Genomic DNA, 20,350 nt, shown 5'->3' on the forward strand with positions numbered 1-20,350 from the left:
GCAATTGTAATGATTCATATTTTTTATTTACAAATGCTGAAATCATTACGGTATAGGCGCTTTAGCCTTTTAGGAATAATTCTTGATAAAGGGTCAAAAACAGGGAGAAAATTTCTTGTGGATTTAATGTTGAGTCTTGATCCAGGAACTTCAATGACGAAGATGGTTTATCGTGTTCTGGAGAAGATGTCTTCTAAACCAGAATTGCTGTGTATGGAGCCAGAGCTAGTTAAGATTTCTAGAGACTCGCTCTCTTTATATGAGTCTGGGCAAATTAATCGGCCGAATCCAGAGAATGAGGCTTGGATAGAGTACAACGGAGAGTATTATGCGGTTGGGTTTTTGGCCCAAAAGTATTTTGAAGCGCGAATCAATTTTTTAGAACTCAAGTATGAGAACGCGATTCCAAAAACTTTAGCAGCAGTGGGGGCAATAGCGATTAGAGAAGGATTGAAGTCCAACCTTGATTTATCGTTGGGACTGCTGTTGCCTTATGGGGAGTGGGAAGACAGGGAAAGATTGGAAATGGGTTTAACCAAGGCACTGTCTAGCTTTAGCTTTCGAGGTCAACAATTTTGTGTAAATCTGATCAGCTTTCAGTGTTTGCCGGAGGGTGGGGGACTGGTATTGACGCGAAGTAAAAAACTCGGCACAGACTTTAATAAAGTGAACATTGCTGTGGTGATGCTGGGTTTTCGGGATATATCAGCCGTAATCTTTGAGCGGGGTATATCAACTGGAAAAACAGAAGGTTTGGGTTTAGCCTGGATGCTGGAGAGAATCAAAAGCCGAACATCAGGACAGAACTTACATGATTTGTTAAAGGCTGTTCATCTATCAGGTTCAGCGTTAAAACCGAGATACTTTAACACCTTGGCTCGGAGTAAGAATGCTGAGTTTAAAGCTGAGGAAGTAGCACAAATTGTTGAAGTAGCGGAGTTATCTCGGAAAGAATACTGGAATAAAGTATCTATTTGGCTGAGTATGAATATTCCTGTTGATATTCAGCAAGTAATTATTGGTGGGGGAACATCGGAATATTTAGTTGCTGAGTTGAAAAACTTATTTACTTATACCGAGATTTCATGGGCGGCAGAATTAGAAGAAGATGTGCGCTTGGCTTTTAACCTGCCGATTAAAAAAGATGCGTTGTGCTTACGTTTCACGGATGTATACGGATTATTCCGTTATCAAAACGCTACATCAGCTATTTCAAACCATCGTGCGTCCTAGTAATTTGCTCGTTTTAAAGGAATATTAGCAATGTTTTCAGATGTTGAGTTTCGCTTACGAAGTAGAGTTAAGACTGATAGCCCCGAAGCAATGCTGTTTAAGTATTTAAACTCCAGAAATACTCTTTATCCTGCGAAGGATATGGTGATAATTGCTATTAGCAGCTATTGGCTTCCTTTAGCCTATCAAGCCCAAGAGCAACCCGTAGATTTAGAACCACACATTCGTGCTTGTCTTTACCGCCTTCAACTTCACTCTTCATATCTGATGGGACTGCTGGGAGAAATCCCGTCTCAGGCAGCCACGATGATTGCAGTAGACAGAAATTCACTTTCATCACTTTCCCTTCCATCCAATATTCCCGCAACAGAACCATCTAAGATTCCCGCAACAGAACTATCTAAGATTCCCCCAATAGAACCATCTAAGATTCCCCCAACAGAAGAAAGACAGTTAAAAGTTGACTGGTTAAATCCTTTTTCAACTTTATCTAAATAGGAATTAATGATTATGTATCAACCACAAGAACTTTTTAACAACCTCTCACCATCCGAAATTAGCCGGACTTTACGCTTGAGTGGGATACCTGAAAAAGAGTCATATACCGAGAATGATGCAGACAGGTTTCGTGAATGTCGCACTTTAATTGAGCAGGGTGGAACTGACGAGGAAGTAATGGCTCTATTATCTCCAGTTGTTGACAATGCACTGTCAGAAACTCAGGGCAATTCCTCGTCGTCAACGAAAAATGGGGGGAAAAAACAAGGGAAGAAAGCCCAATTACCATTAGATATCACTGAATTACTAGTTATTGCTCGTGAAAGAGGCTATAAAATCGCACTTTCTCAGGCTTTAATAATTCTCCAAGTCTGCGGACTATCTGAGCAAGATGAGTATAGTCCAGATGAGTGCGAACGCTTTCTTGAAACCTACAAATCAATAAAAGAGCAAAACAAATCCTTTGAAGAAGTTGCAGCCAGCTTAACAACTCTAGGTAAAAGCGAAAATTCTCAACAATTAAAATTAGATGCAGTGATTGAGAATGTTAGTGAAAAAGCTGTAGCGGCAAGAGAAGATTTATCTAGCTTGATTGATAAAATTACTGCTGCTCAGGCTGAAGAAGCCCCAGAGTTAGTTCAATCACTTTACCTTAAAAATGTTGCACTGAAATTACAACAGAGCGATTCTGAAAATAACCTCTTCGCTCAATTAGAAGAAAGAATCATGGCGAGAATCGCCGAAAAAAAGCAGCAGAGGCTACAGTTATCTGGAGTGACTTGGGAGACGACACCCTTACCATCTTCTTCGCCCACGCCGATGCTGTCGCCCAACGCATTAGAGAATGGAACGAATACCGATTAAAACAAGAAATTGCTGCCCAAAAGCGCACTATCGACATCCAAATTGATAAAGCATCGGATACTAAAGCTATACAGATCGCTCAACAACATCTCAAAGGCTCTACTCAATGGGTACAGCTAGAACAACAACGCCAAAAATTGAACAAACAACGCTTTGAACAATTCAAGGAATTTGTTTTTTGGCTCGGTGGTTGGGTCGGTTCTGGTCGCTCTGGGATTTTCTTTTTCATCTGTGGCGTTTTGATTTCTGCAACTGCTACAGCCGTGGTAATCATTAATCTACCAACTTTCTTGTCTTGTCCTAATAGCAAAAGTCTCTGTTATCAGGTATATCAAATGCGGTTCAACAATCAAAGTGTGATTCTTCCGGGACAAGCAAAGGATATCGTTGCTGAGTATGAACGTAATAAGAGAAAATCTAAACGACGCAAGTAATTAAGTTTTTGGGAAAGAGAAAGTGTCTGTTTTGGTTTTCCCTATCTTTGGAACAACATCAATAGTTTGATATAAGGATGAAGTTATGAACGACCTAAAAGAAATTAAACTTTGGGACGATTGGGATGATATCAATTTATCAACTCCAGAACGTCGCATTGAACGCTTAGAAATTCTGCTGTGCCAAAAAGTCCACAAAGGCGAGGACATATCTGAATGTCTGCAAGTTTTAGAGTACTTGAAAAATCGCACGACTCAGCAAAAGTTAGAGTCTGTTTTCTTTAGGCGAGTTCAGTCTCAAGTGATTTTCAACTCGTGGAAAATAATTGGTCAGGCTACCTTAATCTCCCTGGTCACTATTTCTTGCTGTTTTGCCATGTATAAAATAGCTACTTCATCAATATCTAATAATTCTTCGTCGGAATTATCTCTTGGCAAACAATTCTCAAAAAACACCCCACCATATAGTAAAAAACATCATAGATAAACACAGTGGCAGTGCGGTGTATTTATTTACTGCACTGCGATTACTAACTATGATACTCCATCAGCAATCTCTAAAATATTTTAAGTCAACGGAGTAAAAAGGCAGTTTTTGAATATTTACTTTCATACCAAGGTGAGGCGATCGCTTTTTTTTCACATATTCAGTTCAAATCACTGCATTTGATGGATAAAAACTTTCTTTACAGCGGCGTAAGTCACCTACTTTAATAAGAGGTGTCCTTGTCAAAAGGCAAACTGTCTTCCGGCTCAAAGTTCCGCAAGTCCTGTTCCATTTTGTGGAGGCGTTGAACGTAGGTTCTGCTGTCTTCAATCCTTTCTTTCATCCGTTCTTCACCAAAGTTAATACCTTGTTCTGCATGATCGGCAGACACAGCATTATAATTCTCGACTTCGTTTTTCTTACGCCACTCAAGCTGTTCCAGGGCACTTTCACTGATGCCAATTTGCCGAGCGTACTCTACATATTCAGGTCTGAGAGAGCCGTCAGGGTTAAATTCCTTTTTTTCTTGTTCAGTAAAGAAATCGTAGGCTATGTAGATTGGCCACGGCTCTGGATCAGTCTCGTCTAAGTGCTTCCACTCGTCGTATCTTGCTTTTAGCCTAAAGGCATAATCATCAATCGCCTCGTTACTCATTCCCACAGATAACATTTCTTGTCGAGCTTCATTTTTCAAGCTGCCATCTGGATGGAACTCATCCTTGTGCATATTTATCCAACGCTTAATTCTTGACATATAAATCTCCTCAGAATTGATTAATTTTCATCAATTAACTTAACAGTTATGGCTTTAGAATTAAAGCATTTTGACCCTCGTTTAAATCAGTGGATCTATATAGACGATAACAAAACTAGCTCTCAATCAATTTTAACTGAAAAGCTCAGTAATACCTTATTAGAATTTTACTTTCCTGGCAAAGAATTCTCGTTTGGACACTCAGATGAATACAGTACTGCCGAAGAGCTAAAGAATCATCCAGATGGACATATTTTATTGCTATCTTCCAAGACTCGTCTACTTTATGGAGATAAAGAATGTTTAGAAACAATTCAAAAAATTTGTCCAGATAGTAAAGACCGTGGGGCTTATGGTTCAATCTTCCTTGGGCCTTGTAAAAATGCAATTCACGAAAAGCTAAACATTCTGGTAGTAGATGATTCTACTGAAAAGGCTGGTGAAAATGGAGGGATATTATCGAATGATTTGGCATATAAATTAGTTGGTGACTGTTATGGGCAGATTTCAACACAACTTTATGACAAAGTAACCTTAAGAGAATCCCAAACAGATAAAAGCTATCGTGTAATTCAGCATCGATTTGGTTGGGTAGATGGATTTGGAGAGGATACTACTAAATACCGTTTTGGCAAAGGAACACTACGACCATACAGGCTAGACGAAATCAAATATGCAGATCCAAATAGCAAACCAAAAATCGATATAATTCTCCCTGTAAGCAGTTTTAAGGGAACAGATAAGGATAGACCAGAAGGTCCCACTAAACCTCAAATTAAGCCAGGGTTGTATCAGCAAGATATTTGGTTAGCCGAAAAAGGGCAATCTCAGCAAGGTCAGATGTCTATCTCCCAACTACTAGCATCTTTCCCCCAAGGAATTAAAGATTTTGCCGAAGAATTAGAGCTACAAGCTGAAAAACTAGCCTCTATTCAAGATGACCCTAGAATTGTTGCTGCTTACTATTGTGAAAAATACGAAAAACGCAAAGAATCATTGAACCAAAGTAAATTAAAAATAGGAGAAGTCACAAACCAAGAAATAGATGTTAAAAACTTAGGGAAAAATGACGATTTAAATACAGATGAGGAATTAGATGACGAGGGTAGTAAAGATGACTTGTTCATGTACAAACTCATCAAAACTGACTTACTTGCTCATCAACAACTTTTAGAAACGGAAAAAGTTAAACAGGAATTAAGTCGGTTTTTACAGAGCCAATGGCGAGATATCGCTCTGGGGAAAACGCTTACTTTTGACCGAGGGATGATTATTCCATCCAAGGAACTTAAAAATGGTGAAATTTGTGTTTCATGGGAAAAGAATGAAGAGAAAATTCTTAACTTCCGTTCTCCTTTTCTGAATTCTAACGGATTGTGTGTGTCTGCTAACAAGCACGTTAAAGATCGACTCGGGCCAGATGGTAAAGACCTCAAAGGCATAATTGTAGTCAATGACGAAGACCACAAGCGCATACAAGCCAGAATTACAGAGTTAGAAACACAAGGGGTTGATGTTAATTTTATAGATCCAGCCGAAACCGAATCGGAACGCCAAGCACGAGACTACGATGGTGACTGCATTGGTATAGCAAGAGCTAGCTTATATCCTAATTTAACAGCAGAGGCAGAGCGAAGAAATCTTCCCCAAAACGCCTATTCCCCCACGGTTAAGCTCAAAAAACAATCATTTTATTTGGAAAATGGAAGCCAGCCTCCATTTGAAGAAATAGCTATCCACATGAGCGATAGTATCAGCGTGGGTATAATCAACAATCAAGTGACGGCACTGGAGGCATTAGAATCAGAAATTGAGGTACTAAAGACTTACGGTACTTTTGAGCAAAAATCAAATTATCTAGACCAAGTTTCAAACCATTACGAAACCCTGTTTGAGCAAGAACGCCAGAAAGAGCCAAAGTTAATTCGAGAAGAATACAAGCCGTATATGCAAGGGGTTGTTGAACTTGTTCATTGTCAAAGAACTCCCGAAATTATCCAGCAGGCGATGGACATTAACCGTCAAATGTACCGGAGTATGATTGAAGAAGGATGTTATCAAAACCAAATAGCGGTTGATTTATTCAAAAGTGCTAAAAAACCTGAGATGGATAAAATCAGGGAAAACAACCGCTACTTGTATCGTGATGTTAACTATATTAAAGATAAAAAGTCGCGTTCAGTTTATTTAAGCACAGGTATAACGCCAAAGGGCTACTCCCCTGTAGAATTATTAATTAATCAAACTAACAAATATTTCCAAGAATCACAGTTAGAATCGCGTCCCATTGTCCAGTTTAAAGACTTGTTCCAAGGAGTAGAATTTACACCACAGCAAAAATTTGCAGCGATCGCCGCCAAGTACGAGTTTGATCTGAAATTCAACGCTGCGGTTCGTGCCTCAAGGCGGCGAGAAACAGAGTCAGGTCCTAGCGCAGTTGTTCAAACGGATTCAGGAACGCAACTCGAAATTACCAATCTCACCCGTTACGGGCATCCCTTAATCTGGAAAGCCCAGACACTTAATATTCGCCTAGATGAGATTAAATTCACAAACAGTGAACGCCCCCATAAATTATTAGCAGTTGCACAGATAGATGGCGAGGTTGGGTCAGATGGAAAACCCGCTTACCGCAACCTGGGGACAGTTAGCCAACAATCGGTGACTGACCACAACCTCAAGGCGGGGATGACTATACAAGGAGCTAAACTCCTAGAACTAAAACCAGAACTTACTAGAAGCCAAACTAAACTACTCTTTGCCTTGGCAAATGATGCAGCTGTTGCATTTTATGCGAAGATCCCAGAGTCAGAAAAACTTGCATCTGCTGCCGCCGCTTGGAACATCTGTGCATCTCGCCAGGATGAACTCGAAGTTGCAAGAAAAGAAAACGCAAACCCCCAAGCGATCGCGAAAAAAGTCTCTAATTTTGCTTTCGCTGCTTTCCCCAATGAGATTATTTCTCGCTTAGATAAATTGCAATTTACCGAACCGAAGTTAGTCACACTGAATAATGAAGCGAATCAATTTTTGGGTCGAGACTGGAATCCCACCGAAAAACATGCGATAGAAATTAGAGCTAGTCACCACCCAGTCGGGCATGAACGCCACGTTTCCAGACTAATGTTTGTCCAGGATAGTGACGGCGAATATAAGGAATTCGCCATGCTTGAAACCAGAACCGCACAGCTTCCCATTGGAACGAAAGCGCAAGCAAGTATGGTTGGGGTAGAACCTGCTACTGGCAAAGCAACTATTGGACTACCAGGAAACGAGCCGGTTGAAATTACTATCCGTGAACTCAAGAACTTCTCTTATGCAGGACTTGTTTTTAACGCCGAATCCGTAAACTTAGAATTTGGCACTGTACCGGTGACTGATAAAACAGTAAAAATCAAACTTGATGGCAAAACTCTGGGTGAGTTAGACAGTGATTCTACCCAACAGTTAAAACAAATTGATTACCTGAAAAGTGGTAATCCTCTAAAATTAAAGCTCACGTCAATCTCTGAAACTGGAGATCAAGCTTTTGTCCTGGGTGAATCTCCCAATGGAAATCTCCTCAAAATTAATAAAATTAACTTTTATGATTTTTCTGGTCAGACATTCAATGATCAAGATTATCGAAAACTGACTATTGAAATCTCAGCTTCTAAAACTAGAGATGCTGTGTTTTTGAATGGTGAACCTCTGGGAGTATTGCACTTCAAAAAAGATAAAGACGCGCTCAGACAACTTGGATTGCTCAAAACCGGAAAACTTACATCCGCCGACGCTATCATTGAAAGTAATTTTTCTGTTATTTGCGCTCAAATTGACCCTAATACCGTTGAATATCCTACTATTTGGACGAAAGAATTTCAGGCTTTTGGGACTCAATCGGTTAATCCCCAACAACAAGAGATGATTAATAGCAGTGAGCCAATTCTACATCATATTAAAGAGCGTCCCACATTCCTATTTTCTACCCAATCAAACAAAAAGCTTGGAGTCATGGGCTTGGCTGTTGACAACCACAAAGCTGATACTGTTGCTAAATGGTTAACTGCTCAAAATGTTAAATTCTCGCTTGCCCCACCCGAAAATGTTATTAGAGAAACCAAAAAAGGTTTAGCAGTATTTAACTTGGTTAATAGTTCAATTTCCCCCAAAACTTTGGAGAACATGACCAAGAAATTTGGGGCTGTGATTGAATCAAGTACTGAATATCAGCAACTCGTTAGCTCCCTCGCCACACGACCGCAATTTTTAAAACTGCCAGAACAAACAGCACAATCCCCACCTAACCAATATACAACTCCATTACTCTCCAGTACTCCTTCTACACCAGAGATTACTAATAGTGCAAAAACCGAACCTTTAGGCGTAGAGGAAGTCCCGACAGTCACTATTGATGACTTGAGAAATTGGTACAATGCCGCAGATAAGTTAGGGAAGTCGGAGAATTACAAAAAACGCATTGTAGAAGTGGCTAATAGGTTTAAAGCTGGTGAGCAATTATCAGCCCAAGCTTTGACAGTAATGAATAAAGATACATTTGAGCTTGAAGCCATCAGTCGGTTGACTCAAATTGCTCAAAGGATTGGTATGGTCTGGGGTAAGCCTCATGAAAATGGCACTCAAGTTTTAGGAAAGATTTATGACTTGGCTTTCAATACCCAGCAGAGGGATTTAACTATTTCGCAGAAAAATGGAGAGGTAATTTTAAACTTGCAATCTGGTCAGTTACAGACTAATAAACTAACTCCACATATCTTGCAAACTTTTGAAGATGTTAATACTCAAATTGATAAAATATTAGCTAAATCTCAAACACAACAAATAGACTTATAAAGATAGATTGTAATAATTCAGCACCCAGGAGCCAGAATTGATTAGGAATCTAGAATGATTGGTATATTTATTCATCAAATGTTCTCCTGATTCTTTAACTATTCAGTCCTTCTGAATTCAGATTACTTTTCGTACCTTGTATCGGAGCATTGGCTCCAGAGCAAAAACCTTTAACCGAGATTAGCGCTGCCACCAACTTGAGTTTGTCCCTCAGAGATAGGAGGGTGATAAGTCATAGACTGCAATCCTAAGCGACCAGGGCCAGTGAAGCGGTTAAGAGTGAATGAAATGCCGCCAAGCATCACCCCAATAGCTCCGAAGATGCCGCCACTAGATTGTAATGCAGTTACGGTCTCCATCTTCACAGATGAGTCTTTCCACAACCATGCCCCTGGTTCTACATCTAACATCTCTCCTGGAGCGAGGTACTTTTCAAAGACATTACCGTAACCGTGGATTAAAAGCAGCCCTCCCTGTTGCTGACCAATGAAGCGATCAATGAATAAGCCGCCACTGCGGCTGAAAAAAAGGTTCGCCAGTCCTCGCTGAAAAAAGAAACTGTACTCAATATTACTCGTAGCTAATAAAAACTGATGTTCGCGCACGTCCACTGTCTGTCCACGCTCTAATTGCAGCACTACAATCTGTCCTGGAGCCTCACGAGAGAAAGCAATATTCCCTGGCCCATGTGCTTCACTGATAAAAATTTGCAGTCCGGCAAAGAAACGCTTGGCTGCCCCTTTTAAACCTTTGATACCGAGGCGAACATTCGGATGTTTCCACAGTAAAATATGATGCTCAAAGTAAATTGATTGCTGTTGTCCCAGATGCACATCTACTACAGGTACTACTTCTCCTTCGATTCTTAAATTTAAGTCACCAGAATGAAAAGTTTGCTGGGGATTTCTCAATTCTGGTATCGGTTCACTGTTGAAGTTAGGCATAGTATGGTCTTACAGATGGTTTAAAGGAAAATAACTTAGCTTAACTATAGCGATCTTGGTGAGTGCAATTTTCCAGACACAACAGTGAGAACATTATTAGTAAAGGGCAGGTAGCCCTGCCTTCGTTCCGTAGATTACTAAACTCAATATTGCATCTCACATTGACAAAATCATTGCGATGTGATGTCAAGTGTGTGTTTGTATTACTTGAGTAGCTCTTTAACTGATTCTATACCGGACTCCACCCGCTCAATCGCCAGCCGAGCATAATATTTAACCCGCTTCCACCAAGAGTCACTGAGTTCTGCATCTGTGTCCATACTCAAGAGATTATTACTCCAATAGTTAGAAGCAATCACCACTGCAAACCCTTAAAGGACTTCCAGAATCATTTCAAAATAGGAGTTAAAGCTTATCGACACAATAAATTATGTTAAAGATTATTGGTCAAAACCAGGAGGCGAAAAATCTATGGAACTTGGTTGACAGCGATCGCCTTATTGACAAGCCGCAATTTAGAAGAGTTTGGTGGTCGTGTATCAAATTCTGGCGAAGGGCGCCCTTCGTGCGATCGCAGCAATTGATGAATCTGTACCGACTCCAGTGAAAAGTTAGGCGCTCTTTGTTCGCTTTAGATAGATCGCGTAGATCGCGTGGGGAAGCAGACTTTGCCGACAAACTTTTGTCAGCCATACGCTATCAGTTTGGTGAGCATGATGAAAAAGCTAATTCTTAAAGAGGTTAGTCATGGGAACTCCTAATTCAGACGCACTGGTATTTTTTGGGGCAACAGGTGACTTGGCTTACAAGAAAATCTTCCCCAGCCTTCAGGCAATGGTACGACGGGGCAATCTCAATGTCCCAGTGATTGGGGTTGCCGGACGATCTTGGACAACGGATCAACTTAGAGAAAGGGCACGTGATAGCTTAGAACATAATGGTGGTATAGATCGAGACGCATTTGAGAAACTTTCTGGTCTACTCCAGTACGTTGCAGGTGACTACAACAAACCAGAAACTTACGAAAAATTACGTCAAGCGCTTGGTGATGCTACTCATCCCCTCTACTATTTGGCAATTCCACCGAGCTTGTTTGCACAAGTAGTGTCAGGATTGGGCGAATCAGGCTGTGCTAAAAATGCGCGGGTGGTAATTGAAAAACCATTTGGACGGGATTTGAAATCAGCACGGGAGTTAAATCAAATTCTGGCATCAGTTTTTCCCGAATCATCCATCTATCGCATCGACCATTACCTGGGCAAAGAACCACTGCTAAATTTACTCTATTTTCGGTTTGCCAACTCTTTTCTCGAACCGATGTGGAATCGCAACTATGTTGAAAGCATCCAGATTGTCATGGCAGAGGACTTTGGCATTCAAGGAAGGGGGCGCTTCTATGAGGAAACTGGCGCAATTCGGGATGTGGTGGAAAACCACATGCTGCAAGTATTGGCTTCAGTGTGTATGGATGCTCCCGCTAGTACTGCTACCGATTCCATTCGGGATGAAAAAGAACGTATTCTCAAAGCTATACCTTCAGTGCAACCCGATGATATTATTCGCGGTCAATTTTCTGATTACCGCAACGAAGAAGGTGTTTCTCCTGACTCCCAAGTAGAAACTTTTGTTGCCGTGCGGTTATTTATTAATATGTGGCGGTGGTCAGGAGTCCCCATCTACATCCGGGCTGGGAAGAAATTGCCTGTCAAAACTACTGAGGTGATGGTCAAGCTCAAGTGTCCACCTTTAAATGTGTTCCAGGAGAGAAGACAAGAAAACGGTAATTATGTTCGTTTTTTACTAGATCCAGAGGTAATTGTGGGATTGGGCGCTCGCACTAAAATTCCTGGAGAAGATATGATCGGCTCTACGGTTGAACTCCTAGCCTTTTACGGAGGTGGCGACGAGATGGAACCCTATGAACGTCTATTGGGTGATGCTATGCGGGGCGATCCCACCTTGTTTGTACGAGAAGATACCGTAGAAGAGGAATGGCGGATTGTCCAGCCAATTCTCGATAACGTCACACCCATTTATGAGTATGAGCCAAATACATGGGGTCCAGCTGAGTCAGATCAACTGCTCTTGCCAAGGGATCAGATATTATACAGATGGCGAACTAACTATTTGTGTACTTTCAATGAATAATATTGCTCAAACAAAACCATCAACTTATTCACCATCACCAGAGCCTGTTCAGTTCAAAAATCAACTGTGGTCATGGCTGCGACACTATTTGAAATAGCTCAACTCAAGAAAACAGGATAATTTTATGCAAATGCACAAAATGTTAAACTTCTTTTTCAAGAAAGATAATTTAAATTTCTAGACCTCTGTGAGGGTAAATAGAATAAAATTTTAGCTAGGAAGTAAAATATCTGAACAAATTAAAATTGACTTGACTATATGGGCACAAACAAGAGAGAAAAACGAGACTTGTGTTAATCAGGCTCATAGCTATTCTTAAAAATAAAAATTATGCGCCATCACAGGCACTAAATTTGTAAAATTAAAACAGAAGAATAGTGATAGTAATGGCGAATCCCAGAGATACAGAGAATGGATGGTCGCAGTTAACTCGCGGTGCGCCATTGGCAGTAATAGTAGGGGTGGTAGTCTATATTTTATACCAACTTTTACCAGTATTAGAACTTTTAGTTGTTGCAGCATTGATTGCTTTAATTTTACGAACCCTATTAAGGTTTTTGCAAAAGTTAGTCAAATCACAGGATATTGCTGTTTTGCTACTAATTGGATTAATCATTGGATTTGTTGTGGTATTAGCTACTGTAGTCCTACCTAGTGTGACATTTGAATCTCAAAAATTAATCAAAACATTACCAACTTATCTCAATAGATTGACAGGGGATGTTGAGCAACTGCGCCAGAAATTTGCTTTTATTCCTGATATTTCCCAAGCACTAATACAATTACGGAATTTGACCGACCAGTTACTAGGGGGAGTACCAGTTTTCTTGGGTGAAGCTTTGAGTTTAACCGTAGAGTTGGTAGCGACGTTAATTTTAGCGCTTTACATGGCTTACGATCCTAATTCCTTAGTGAAAGGAATTTTAAGATTAGTCCCAAGGCGACATCATCAACGGTTTAAACGAATCCTTAAGGCTTGTGAGACAAGATTGCGAGGCTGGATTTTCGGGACAGGAATAGCGATGATATTTCTGGGTGCTGGAGCAACATTTGGACTTTTGATTTTGGGGATTCCGTCAGCACTACCATTTGGGATTATTGCAGGATTATTTGAAATAATTCCTTATTTTGGTTCGGTGATTGGCGCTTTTTTACCAGCATTAGTAGCATTGAGTATTTCACCGCTAAAACTAGTATTTGTGTTGATACTTTTCTTTGTAATGAATCAAATAGATGCCCATGTTGTTCAGCCTTTGGTGATGGGTCAGCAAGTTAATATTCATCCAGTGATGGTGATTGTAACATTTTTGGTCATGGGTAAGCTATTTGGATTTATTGGTGTGCTACTTGCAGTACCTGCGGCAGCAGTGATAATTACGCTAATTGATGAGTTTACTCCGTCAGAAAACCTGATAGAGTCAGTTGGAGTTGAAGCTGGAATAGATGTTCAATCGAACGATTGAATATCTATTCAGTAATTGATGAGGTATTAACCAAACCCGCCGCTTTCATCCAGCAAGAAGCACTTTCATTACCACTGTTACCCAGAGGAATAATCATAAGTATAAATATTTACTTTTGCTCGAAGAAGAGTTGTATGTATAAAAGAGATATACTTTTATAGACTCTAGGACTTACGCATTGACAAAATAACAAAATAGTGGATTCATAAATAAGGGTCGTCTACTTACAGGTATCGGACAATTAGAGATTTCCATGTCTATCCTGCCGCTCTCTCTCTCCATCATTATTATGGTTTTTTGACGCCGGACTAAATCATACTCACTTTCGGTGTGCCTACGGCGATCGCAAAATCCTTAATAGATTGGTCATCGGTTTAACTCCTTTAGTCGTGTCATTAGCAGAGTTTAAGTATTCATAGATGCCAAAAGCATCTTCAGTAGTTCGTAGCAATGAGTAGTGATTATAGGGTGTGTTATCTACAATGCCCCGTGAGGCGTGATTAGTAATCACAATCGTTGCAATGTGACCACCGCCAAAGTTAGCTTTGCTATCAGGGTCGAAACCACAGCAACCTTGAATTTGAGCTTTGTCATGAGGATTACTATCTTCATCCCAGGTAATAATAATTGCATTATTGCCAGACTCAGCCCACAACTTAGAAGTGGTAATTTGATTCACAACTTTTCCAATCATCGTGTCACCGATTTGAATCAATTTTTGCAATTGGGGACACTCTGCTAAACCGTGCATTTCATGACATTGGTTGAAGATGATGTGGTTGTAGTTGGGAACTTTATTACTTTTCAGGTCGGCAGTAAGTTGGTCAATCCCGACTATTTTACTGGGTAAGTTCGGGTCATCTTGCACATTTTTGAAGTTCATAAAACCATTATGTTTAACCGCATATAATGCACGATTGAGACTGGGAGCGACAACGGACTTAGAGCCTGGAGAAGGAATATCTTCAAAATACCCTTTCCAAGTCAGCCCCTTTTGTGACAATTGGTCGATTAAACTAAAAGAGGTAATGGTATGGTTGGCATAGTCAGCTTGACGAGAGTTGTGGCAAAATTGCTGATTACTATTAGCAAAGCAATAGAAAGCATCATCATCATGAATACCAAAAGTACTACCGCTTAAAATAGCAACATAGTTAGCTTCACTGGGATGTACTTCGCCATAGAAGTTACTAGCCAAACCATAGGTTTTTGCCAGTTGATTGATGATGGGTGCATTGGGATTGCCAATAATTTGGTCGTAGGATTTATTTTCTTCAACAATCACAAAGATATGGTCATATTTAGGGATGGCTTTGTCGTCTGGTGTCAGAGTTGAAACTACTGCTGCTGTATTTTCAACCACTCGCGGTGGGTTAGTAGCTGATTGACTAGATTTTTGTGAGTTGGATAAGCAACTATTGAGTGTGAAACTCAAGCTCAATAAGCAAATATGATGAAGAGTTGTTTGAAATCTAGGGTGTAATAACATAGATACTGAGTATAAATGTTAAGTATATGTCGAATGATTTGTCGGATCAATAGAAAAAGAATGGCCAACTACCGAAACACCGATTCGCTCTAAGCGCAGGAATTACTAGAAAACGTATGGTATTTCTGAAACCCTTGTAGCACAAGGATATTGATGAAAAAATCGCCGGAATCATCAACTATCAAGTCAATATCTGCAATTGATTAGGCGTGAGCTTGAGGACAGCATGACCTACACCGCCACTAGCCAATCGCACACCACAGACCTACACCCGCCTCCAAAGTTAACCCAAACCCTTATATTATTCGTGACTGACACCGACTCACTAAGAAACAGTTCATCCCGATTTAACCACTGGCGGAAAATCGAATCACGCCGATCATCAGGTGCAACAAACTGGTAAACGCACTCCCGGTTTTCACGCTTACCCAACCGACCGACGTAATCCAGTTTCAAATCAATCTTGGCAAGTAACTTCTGTGCGATCGCTATGGAAGTAAGTTTTTCCGAGATACTGACATTCAAGTAATTCTTGATAACGTGCCGATGCGTTACAGCCAGTGCCTTAAACTCCAGCATCTTCTCGTCGCTGCCACGCAACTGAACGTCTGGCGTGAGAAACTGCAACAGATTCAGATTTTCAAGTAACAACACAGCAGGTAATAACTGCCCCTTGTTAAAATCCGGCTTCCAGATAGCATTATTCCCAGCTTCGGCTTGTGCCTTAGCCCGTTTAGCATCACGGTTGGTCAGAAATTCCCGCCCCAGCGTCAAATAGTAGTGCATTCTCAGTTGAGGATACCAGCCGTCGTCATCTTTCTCGACCAAATCAGGGGTTACGTCAATTTCGTAGCGACGGGACAATTCCGCCTTACGCTGGTGGTATCGTTCGGTTTTGGTTTTCGCCCTTGTGTCAAGGAGCTTCTTGAGTTCGGCATCAGAGATGGTTGGAGAATCTGCGATCGCTTTACACTCCGCAGCATACAATTCTTGACTTGCCGCCTTAACCGACTCGATTACAGCCGCACTCTCATCATCATCAACATCGTCGGCATCAATAACGGTGTAGCCATCTTCGACCAAACCCGCAAGCACAGACTCTCGGTAGCGCCGCATTTCTACGTTGATGACAGAACCACGTTTCCCCCAAGTCTGCAAAGATTCGGGCTGAAAATTCTGATCGACATAGCTGTAATCGTCGTTATCAGCCGCCGACAACAGCGCAATGTTAGCTTGTGTTGCGACGTGTTGACTTCTGAGCAATCCTCCAATGGTAGTAGAACCATTGCCCACAACTGACATCCCCCATTCTCTGATCCAGATATGACGGTCAACAGTCTCCCTAACCCGTGCCAACATCTGACGCACGGAGTTAACCGGCTGTACTCCCTGAAAAATACCCCAAACACCATCAAAATGCCCTCGAATGTCGATGCTGACCCCAGTTTCTAAACTTGGAGAAGCGATTACCAAATCATACTGGGTGAGAATTTCGTTCAAGTGAGCGATACAACCAAACGCCGCATGAGATGGATCAGCAACAGATTCGCTGTCAATTCTCAGGATTCGCAATTCTGGGTATTTCCGGCGAAAACGTTCCTCCAAAGCTTGCGTTCCCCATTTAGATTTAGCTTTTTGAGCAGAGCAACAGAGTAGATGATGTCCTCCTTTGGCAATGGCTTTGTCCAATGCTGCAATCAAATTCTTCGGGTTACTCCCAGAGTAGTTGTAACAGTTGCCAGCTACGTGCCGATAATTGTTGACGATTACAAACGGGTTGACACGATATTCCCCAGCGAGTGATAAAACATACTTCACATCTGTGTCAGAAACATCAGCGCTTGAGAGATAAATCTTCCCCTGACTACTGCCCAAAACATTCTGTACCAGTTGTTTGAGGTTTTTGAGAACGGACACACGCCGCTTCTGCACTTCCGTACCAGAGTTGAGAAGATGCCAGAAAATTTGGTCGCACTCGTCGATAATAATGACATCATTTGACCAGTCGTTAGGGTTGAATCGTGCCTGACTTTCCTGATGCAGCGAATCAACACACACACCATATCCCAACAATGTGCCTGTTTCATTCGTGCGGACTTCGGTAACATAGTTAACACCAAAGCGATTACACAGTGCCTCACCCAGTTGAATTCGGTGGGTGATGATTAATACCCGTCTCCCAAGGTCATGGGCTTTCGCCACCTCAGTTGCCAGCCATTCGGTTTTCCCGGTTCCTTTGGGAGCTTTGAGAATGATGAGTTTTTCGCCTTCTGGAACAAGCAGCTGTCCCAAGAATCTTTGGTTGAGTGCGATTGACGGCGGGTAAGTTAGCAGTGTAAACAGCTTAATCTCCCATAACTCCAGTGCAACAGCCGTATTGTAAAGTGCGTCAAATGCCGGCTGCCCTTTGGCGACAATAAAATCATCAACCCCTTTCTCTGCCCCGAATGGTAAATCAATCACTCGCAGCGAACAACCCTCGTTTACCAGCAGCCGTCCCATGCGACTGATAGCGGTTCTGACTCGCTGGACTGTTTCAGGTTTACTGTCCTGGTCAAAGCAGATGTTGACAAGTCTCCCCTGTGTTGCGAAATGTTTCAAGTCTGGGATGAGGTATGGTTTACCATTAGTTGTACCGTACTCATCAGTAGGTGTGCGGTATCCTGCGTTAACACCGGGGATAGCGATCGCAGCATAACCAGCAGTCAGTAATGCCCCCGCTTTCTTGACACCTTCCACGATGGTCACTGGTACGTTGTGTTGCCAAACCCAATGCCAGAAGCCGCCAGGGTGTTTTAGATCATCTTCTGTGATGGGGATACCAGAGCGATTTGAGACTTTTACCCAAATGCGATTCGGGACTAGAAGGAAGAAAGCGCGTGTCTCTTCTCTGTAGGGGTGTTCATACTTGATGAGTTTATGGATCTTCTGGCGGTCGCGTCGGGGATGGTTTGGTTTGAAACAGCCCCACATCATTAATTTGTAATCGTTGAGGGGGTCAACGCCATTGCACCACCAGCCGCCTAATTCAATATGCTGGTATTTCTTCAAATCGCGATCGCGCAATCGTCCATCATTGCGACGGGAGATTTTGGGACTGTAAAGCAGATATTCGTAGGGTGTTGTGCCGTAGAGCGATCGCACATTCAAGTGAAAAATTTCTTCGTCAACTCCACTGCCCTGCCATTCTTGCAGGTGTTTGGTTTGATAATCAGACTCGATTATACGCATATTTCCCCCGATATTTAGACGTATGGAAATGAAGCGGCACTTGGGTCTGTGCCGCCAGTTCAAACTTTTTGCGATGCTTATGCTGGCTATGAAATCCTCAACAGCCAGCCACAGCGTTATCTCCCGCTTCCTGTGTGTGGTCGGAATGTGAGATTGATACGGGTGCTAACAACTTTGTTGGTCTTGGGAACTTGGTGCAGATGTGTGGACTGACAGCCAGGGTGCATTACAAGCAGACTCCCGTGTTCCAGCCAGAAGTCCAAACAATTCAAAATGCAAAATTCAAAATTATGAAGAAGAAAGAAATTTTTGAATTGATTAATTTGGAGTACAGATTTATCTGCTCTTGAAATGAGCGCAATTCAAAATAAGTACTGGGTTTAAGGCGACACTGCCAACTCTTTAATGCGTAAATTTTATATTTTGCATTTTGAATTTTGAATTTTGAATTGAATTGGTACTGATTCCCAATGACAATACGGAATTTGTAACCAGTCAACGCAGTGATTCTGTCCCGCAAGTTAGCCAAAGCATCTGTCCAAGTCAGGGGTTTCAAAAATACGCTGTTAGAGTAAAGGTAATCACATCCGGCATCACCATAAATGCATTCAAGGCGGGGGACGGGCATTGTTTTACCTGCGATTCTGATTTGATTTTGCTGCCACTCCAGTTTCAAGCAATGTTGGTAGAGTTCGTTTGCTTGTTCAAGACTCAAGAAACCAGGGTAATAAGTGACTGGTAAAACTGAGGCTGATTCAGCAAATAAATTGAGTTGTTGCATGGTACTTTTACCAAACTAAAAAATGTGTAAATGAAGGAATTGCTGTTAGTTTTGGTTGATGGAGAAGACTTCATATTTCTTGAGATACTTGCTCCCAATACTCAATAACAAAATCATGGGCTTGCTGTAACACTTGAGGGAGTAAAAATAACGGCACTAAGCTGCAATAACACTACCAGCGAAACATTCTGCAAGTTCAACCCGAATACATTCTGGTAAATTACTCTCCAAAAACTTGAGCGAATGATCTTCGTTTTCTGGTAGCTGAACAAAAAAATAATCGTCGTGCATGATATCAGCAACTAGACCATATTTTTCTGCCAAGGTTTTTCGTAGACTGTTCATAATGAAAGGTTGATTTAGGTAGGGAATTATTGAGAGATGACTTTTACTATTTCGGGCAACCACCGCAGTTGAAAAACAGTTTGGTTTGAAGATTTGGCGACTGCGGGAACCATGCGACCCCATTGCTTACCAGATTCAGTAGGACGATAGGGAATTTTCTTGTCCAATGTTCTGTATTGCAGTCCAGAATTTAGTAAGCAGTGGTTAACAGTCCGTGCAGACATTCCCACTACCTCACCGATTTGTGTTGGGTTTAGAAATGCGTCCTCTGCAACATTCGTTTGAGCGATCGCAATCTTGAGTTCATCTGCTGCTGGCTTAAGTGCGGGATTAACTCTAGTGGCAGCATTAACTGCTAACTGGGCGGTGAGAGATTTGTCTAGTCCAGCAAATTCCCCCAACATCATTGCTAACTGTGCGGCTTCGTGCGACGGAGCTAATGTATGTGGTGGTTCTTGCTGTTGTACTGGCTCTACTTGGGTTAAGAGCATCACTTTCATTAAGGTTCTGTTAGCCCAGATGCGGAATTCCACAGAAACCCATCGAGCTAAATCAATGGCGATTTCTGGGTGAATCCAAGTGCTTTGTTCACTTCCGTATCCCTGGATATCTATCACCAATAACGATATGAGGATCTTCATATCGTTAGAAAGTGCTTGCAAATACTGCTTTGTAGACTTGAGCTTCGTGTAATCAGCTAAGAATTTCCCGTTAGCTTTGCACATCTGACTTGCATTTACATAGCCCTTGGGTACAGCATGTCTACCTATTTCCCCATCTTGAGGCATTTGATTAATTTCTGAGTCGTGCCAAAAATGTGTCAACATGATTCATTCCCTGGGTATT

General features: G+C 41.5%; 18 protein-coding genes. 9 read left to right on the forward strand and 9 right to left on the reverse strand.

Annotated elements, in window-relative coordinates; all coding sequences use genetic code 11:
* Nucleotides 1–153: 153 nt before the first annotated feature.
* The 5 genes from RM368_RS12765 (at nucleotide 154) to RM368_RS12785 (ending at nucleotide 3,516) form a co-directional block, all read left to right on the forward strand.
* The gene (locus tag RM368_RS12765; protein ID WP_190901652.1) at nucleotides 154–1,233 is read left to right on the forward strand and encodes a ParM/StbA family protein; all 1,080 of its coding nucleotides are present in this window, start codon (nucleotides 154–156) and stop codon (nucleotides 1,231–1,233) included.
* Between the two features lie 30 nt (nucleotides 1,234–1,263).
* Nucleotides 1,264–1,731, forward strand: coding sequence for a hypothetical protein (locus RM368_RS12770; protein ID WP_322694388.1), 468 nt, complete (start codon nucleotides 1,264–1,266; stop codon nucleotides 1,729–1,731).
* Between the two features lie 12 nt (nucleotides 1,732–1,743).
* Nucleotides 1,744–2,595 (forward strand): hypothetical protein, encoded by an 852-nt coding sequence (locus tag RM368_RS12775; protein ID WP_322694389.1) that lies wholly within the window; start codon nucleotides 1,744–1,746, stop codon nucleotides 2,593–2,595.
* Nucleotides 2,511–3,029, forward strand: a complete 519-nt coding sequence (locus tag RM368_RS12780; RefSeq protein WP_322694390.1) for a hypothetical protein — start codon at nucleotides 2,511–2,513, stop codon at nucleotides 3,027–3,029. The genes RM368_RS12775 and RM368_RS12780 overlap by 85 nt, the downstream gene beginning before the upstream one ends.
* 85 nt (nucleotides 3,030–3,114) lie before the next feature.
* Nucleotides 3,115–3,516, forward strand: coding sequence for a hypothetical protein (locus RM368_RS12785; protein WP_322694391.1), 402 nt, complete (start codon nucleotides 3,115–3,117; stop codon nucleotides 3,514–3,516).
* A gap of 223 nt (nucleotides 3,517–3,739) precedes the next feature.
* Here RM368_RS12785 and RM368_RS12790 read toward each other — a convergent pair whose 3' ends face one another.
* Complete coding sequence (locus tag RM368_RS12790; protein ID WP_322694392.1) at nucleotides 3,740–4,270, reverse strand: hypothetical protein; 531 nt, start codon at nucleotides 4,268–4,270, stop codon at nucleotides 3,740–3,742.
* 48 nt (nucleotides 4,271–4,318) lie between these two features.
* Here RM368_RS12790 and RM368_RS12795 point away from each other — a divergent pair, with 48 nt between their 5' ends.
* Nucleotides 4,319–9,103: a hypothetical protein gene (locus RM368_RS12795; RefSeq protein WP_322694393.1), complete on the forward strand. Its 4,785-nt coding sequence runs from the start codon at nucleotides 4,319–4,321 to the stop codon at nucleotides 9,101–9,103.
* Nucleotides 9,104–9,273: 170 nt separating this feature from the next.
* Here RM368_RS12795 and RM368_RS12800 read toward each other — a convergent pair whose 3' ends face one another.
* Nucleotides 9,274–10,047, reverse strand: a complete 774-nt coding sequence (locus tag RM368_RS12800) for an AIM24 family protein (RefSeq protein WP_322694394.1) — start codon at nucleotides 10,045–10,047, stop codon at nucleotides 9,274–9,276.
* Nucleotides 10,048–10,250: 203 nt separating this feature from the next.
* Entirely contained in the window at nucleotides 10,251–10,409 is a 159-nt protein-coding gene (locus RM368_RS12805; RefSeq protein WP_322694395.1) for a hypothetical protein, read from the reverse strand.
* Between the two features lie 68 nt (nucleotides 10,410–10,477).
* Between RM368_RS12805 and RM368_RS12810 the strand changes: the two genes are divergently transcribed.
* The 3 genes from RM368_RS12810 to RM368_RS12820 all read left to right on the forward strand — a co-directional run bounded on the left by RM368_RS12810 (nucleotide 10,478) and on the right by RM368_RS12820 (nucleotide 13,658).
* Entirely contained in the window at nucleotides 10,478–10,654 is a 177-nt protein-coding gene (locus RM368_RS12810) for a hypothetical protein (protein WP_322694396.1), read from the forward strand.
* Nucleotides 10,655–10,794: 140 nt separating this feature from the next.
* Nucleotides 10,795–12,195, forward strand: coding sequence for a glucose-6-phosphate dehydrogenase (zwf, locus tag RM368_RS12815; RefSeq protein WP_322694397.1), 1,401 nt, complete (start codon nucleotides 10,795–10,797; stop codon nucleotides 12,193–12,195).
* Between the two features lie 386 nt (nucleotides 12,196–12,581).
* Nucleotides 12,582–13,658, forward strand: coding sequence for an AI-2E family transporter (locus RM368_RS12820; RefSeq protein WP_322694398.1), 1,077 nt, complete (start codon nucleotides 12,582–12,584; stop codon nucleotides 13,656–13,658).
* A 334-nt stretch (nucleotides 13,659–13,992) separates the two neighbouring features.
* Here RM368_RS12820 and RM368_RS12825 read toward each other — a convergent pair whose 3' ends face one another.
* From RM368_RS12825 to RM368_RS12850, 6 genes are all read right to left on the reverse strand, one after another.
* A complete protein-coding gene (locus RM368_RS12825; protein WP_322694399.1) occupies nucleotides 13,993–15,021 on the reverse strand; it encodes an alkaline phosphatase family protein in 1,029 nt (342 codons plus the stop codon).
* Between the two features lie 357 nt (nucleotides 15,022–15,378).
* Complete coding sequence (locus RM368_RS12830) at nucleotides 15,379–18,378, reverse strand: plasmid replication protein, CyRepA1 family (protein WP_322694400.1); 3,000 nt, start codon at nucleotides 18,376–18,378, stop codon at nucleotides 15,379–15,381.
* A gap of 116 nt (nucleotides 18,379–18,494) precedes the next feature.
* Nucleotides 18,495–18,605: a hypothetical protein gene (locus tag RM368_RS12835; protein ID WP_416212231.1), complete on the reverse strand. Its 111-nt coding sequence runs from the start codon at nucleotides 18,603–18,605 to the stop codon at nucleotides 18,495–18,497.
* Nucleotides 18,606–18,646: 41 nt separating this feature from the next.
* A complete protein-coding gene (locus RM368_RS12840; RefSeq protein WP_322694402.1) occupies nucleotides 18,647–19,159 on the reverse strand; it encodes a hypothetical protein in 513 nt (170 codons plus the stop codon).
* A gap of 156 nt (nucleotides 19,160–19,315) precedes the next feature.
* Complete coding sequence (locus RM368_RS12845; RefSeq protein WP_322694403.1) at nucleotides 19,316–19,504, reverse strand: hypothetical protein; 189 nt, start codon at nucleotides 19,502–19,504, stop codon at nucleotides 19,316–19,318.
* A gap of 26 nt (nucleotides 19,505–19,530) precedes the next feature.
* Nucleotides 19,531–20,331: a KilA-N domain-containing protein gene (locus tag RM368_RS12850; RefSeq protein WP_322694404.1), complete on the reverse strand. Its 801-nt coding sequence runs from the start codon at nucleotides 20,329–20,331 to the stop codon at nucleotides 19,531–19,533.
* Nucleotides 20,332–20,350: the final 19 nt, after the last annotated feature.

Source organism: Nostoc sp. DedSLP03 (genome assembly GCF_034530815.1).
In the GTDB taxonomy this organism is placed as follows: domain Bacteria; phylum Cyanobacteriota; class Cyanobacteriia; order Cyanobacteriales; family Nostocaceae; genus Nostoc.